Below are 2,475 nucleotides of genomic sequence, written 5' to 3' on the forward strand. Positions count from 1 at the left end.
GTCTTGAACATCCCAAACTATGCACGTCGACGATCAGCCACCCCTGCGCAGTCTAGAAAGAAAAAATTGCCGATGGAACCCGCAAATGGCTGGTCCAGCCTCACGCTGCTTCGCGCGCCCATAGAAGATGGCCATGGCGACGAAAATACCGTGCCACCAGCCGTTGTTGCTTGGCCCTGACCAGGTCGGGCAAGCGCCGCTCCTGGCGCCAGCGCGGTATGTTGCGCCAGCAGGCTATGAAGCGGGCGGCGTCCTCAATGGCCTCTTCCGCCGAGAGCGCCGGGCCAATCGCGGCCAGGAACAGCGCCTCCGACGGTTTCAACTCGTCGATCACTGCCTTGCGCCTGACGTGATCCTGACGGGCGTGGGCGATGCCGTTTCGGCGGATGGCTTCGAAGGCTTCAAGCAGGGCCAGGCTGTCGCCGGCGTAACCGCAGGAACGGGCAAAATCGGTGGCAAAAGCGTCCATTATCGCTCCCGGGTCTGATGCAGTGGGCAGGTTCGTGTCTGACTCACATTTTCATATATATGAAAGCATAACTCAAATTGCACTAGAAGAAAAACTTCGGGGAAAGTTTGAAAACTGCGACTCGACTCCCGGCGCAAAACACAGGAATATGCGAACAAATCAGGAACAACGATGAGGCAGGGGCGATGGCATTGCCGGGCAGGGAACCAACAATCGCGCATGTCGCCTCGATCTCGGTCGAGTGCGCGGATTGCGGCCGCAACCGTTGGTGGCGACCCGATCAGCTGAAGCGGTTCGGCGTGACGGGGAACACGCCGCTTGCCGCTCTGTCGGGCCGCATCGTCTGCGCGGCCTGCCGTGCCGACGGACTGCCAGGAGCGACCGTTACGATCCAGGCGGCCTTCATCGACGAGCGCCAGCGCGTGCGCAGCGAAGCGCAGATGCTGAGCGATCGCGAGGTGCCGCTGGAGGGAGCGAGGCGGGCTTGAGTCTTGTCGAAGGGTGAACGGCCGGTTCGCGTGAGTGAATTGATCGTGCCAGTGGCACGATCAAAGGCCAGCGAACGCCGGGACGCTGCGAAGCAGCGGGGACCCGGCAGGTGGATCCTGCGCTACCCGGCCCTTCGCAAGCTCAGGGCGTTCAAGGCTCGAAAAGCCAAGCAATTGGCTTTTCGTCCGCTGTGCGGACCGCCTTTCACCCCGCAAGGGGAGAAGGCAAGAAGCGCTCCTCAATACCCCAGCAATTCCTTCAGCGGAATCACGCGCCAGACATGTTTGATGGCGTAGCGGTTGAAGGTCAGCGTCTTCGGCGGATTGTACTGCTCGACCACCAGCTCGCCCGCCGTGCGCTTGACCAGCTTCTTGATGAAGGCCTTGCCGTTGCGCTCGTTTTCCTCGGGGAAGGTCTCGATCACCACATGGTCGCCGGGCACCGCGTCGCGGCCGCCGCAATAGATCAGGTCGCCGGGCTCATAACGCGGCACCATGGAATCCGAGAGCACGTGCAGGGCGAACACCTTCGGCAGGTTGCGCACCCCCGGCGGGCGCTGGACGTAACCCGCCGGCTCGCCGTTGAAGGTGAAATCGCCATCGTCGCCGCCGACGGCCGCGCCCAGCACCTCGATATCCATCGACCCCGCGGGTAGCGGACCGGTATCGGTGACGATCTCCGCATCGGCGACCGGTCCGGCATCGTCGAGAAACACGACCTGCCCTTGACCTAGCGCCACCGGGTCGACGCGCAGGAAGGCGGCGGTCTTCAGGAGGTTCTCGGTCTTGGGCAGATTGCGGCCGGTTTCCCAATTGCCGACGGCGGCGACATCAGTGTCGTTGTGCTCGGCGATGTGGCGCATGACCAGGCCGCGCTGCTTGCGCGCCTTGCGGATCGCCGCCCCGACCTTGATCGACAGTTCCGTTCTTGCCATGGCGACCATGTGAGTGATGAAAGTGGCTCTCGTCTATGAAAGAATGGCTTGCATAAATTTGTGAGTTATGCTTATATATGGTTATGCAAAACCTGTCCACCTTTGATGGCGCAATGGCGCCGGCCCCGTGCGCGGTGTGCCCGGCGGCTGTCGCCCCCCTTTCATCCCGGCTGTCCTCCTCCCCGGCCAGGATGAAGCCCGAGGCTCGGTGCTTGACTGCACCAGCCCCGGGTCCGGTCCGCCCGTCTCCGGCGACCGGAACGGCCGGAGCCGCCGCTCCCAGCGGCTCCGGCCCCCAATCCGACCGGCATGGCGCCGGCGCTGTTTTTTCGGCTGGCCGCTCCTGCATCCGCACCGAGGACGGCACCGTCATCCTGTTCGACAGGCCAACGGGCAGGGCGGTTTCCGCCCTGGATAGAAACACGGCCGAGGCGCGGCTTCTGCACCTTGCCGGCGGGAAATCTACCCAATCCGGCTGAGGCTGGTCGGCTGACAGCCGGCTCTTGAAAAACAACCTGACTGCGACCCGGCCACCGGGTCGAACCTTGACGCTGCCCGACGGCGTGCGGCCGAACTTTGGATG

General features: G+C 63.4%; 4 protein-coding genes. 2 read left to right on the plus strand and 2 right to left on the minus strand.

The genetic code is table 11. The features are described from left to right. Positions 1 to 100: 100 nt before the first annotated feature. Positions 101 to 469, minus strand: a complete 369-nt coding sequence (locus EN964_RS31775; RefSeq protein ID WP_127268737.1) for a hypothetical protein — start codon at positions 467 to 469, stop codon at positions 101 to 103. A gap of 185 nt (positions 470 to 654) precedes the next feature. On the opposite strand from EN964_RS31775, the gene EN964_RS31780 reads away from it, so the two are divergent. Next, entirely contained in the window at positions 655 to 957 is a 303-nt protein-coding gene (locus EN964_RS31780) for a hypothetical protein (protein WP_127268738.1), read from the plus strand. Between the two features lie 239 nt (positions 958 to 1,196). Here EN964_RS31780 and EN964_RS31785 read toward each other — a convergent pair whose 3' ends face one another. Further along, positions 1,197 to 1,901 (minus strand): helix-turn-helix transcriptional regulator, encoded by a 705-nt coding sequence (locus tag EN964_RS31785; RefSeq protein ID WP_127268739.1) that lies wholly within the window; start codon positions 1,899 to 1,901, stop codon positions 1,197 to 1,199. Between the two features lie 203 nt (positions 1,902 to 2,104). Here EN964_RS31785 and EN964_RS31790 point away from each other — a divergent pair, with 203 nt between their 5' ends. Continuing rightward, positions 2,105 to 2,371: a hypothetical protein gene (locus EN964_RS31790; RefSeq protein WP_236382727.1), complete on the plus strand. Its 267-nt coding sequence runs from the start codon at positions 2,105 to 2,107 to the stop codon at positions 2,369 to 2,371. Positions 2,372 to 2,475 lie beyond the last annotated feature (104 nt).

It is taken from the genome of Mesorhizobium sp. M7A.F.Ca.CA.001.10.2.1 (genome assembly GCF_003998575.1).
Lineage (GTDB): Bacteria > Pseudomonadota > Alphaproteobacteria > Rhizobiales > Rhizobiaceae > Mesorhizobium.

Bases quoted from the DNA above. Each gene is read 5' to 3' on its own strand.
- EN964_RS31775 (WP_127268737.1), bottom strand. From the start codon at position 469: ATGGACGCTTTTGCCACCGATTTTGCCCGTTCCTGCGGTTACGCCGGC.
- EN964_RS31780 (WP_127268738.1), top strand. From the start codon at position 655: ATGGCATTGCCGGGCAGGGAACCAACAATCGCGCATGTCGCCTCGATC.
- EN964_RS31785 (WP_127268739.1), bottom strand. From the start codon at position 1,901: ATGGTCGCCATGGCAAGAACGGAACTGTCGATCAAGGTCGGGGCGGCG.